Source organism: Methylobacterium sp. AC315 (genome assembly GCF_979253755.1).
Map to the genome: position 1 here is coordinate 1 of NZ_CEEDEA010000133.1, position 239 is coordinate 239.

Genomic DNA, 239 nt, shown 5'->3' on the forward strand with positions numbered 1-239 from the left:
GCCGGACGCGGCTTCGCCGTCGTCGCCTCCGAGGTGAAGGCGCTGGCCGAGCCGTCGACCTGGCGGCCGATCTCCTGGACCGACGAGCCGAGCTCCTCGGCGGCCGCCGCCACGGTGGTGACGTTGCTGGCGGCCTCCTCGGCCGCGGCCGCCACCGCGCCGGACTGCGCCGAGGTCGGGCCGGCCATGGCCGACAGCGCCTCAGCGGTTGCCTGAAGCTCGGTGGCGGAGGCCGAGAC

At 77.0% G+C, this 239-nt stretch carries 1 pseudogene; it reads right to left on the reverse strand.

The features are described 5' to 3' along the window. A pseudogene (locus tag AC0IY0_RS29000) lies at window positions 1-239 on the reverse strand (methyl-accepting chemotaxis protein); the annotation flags it as partial.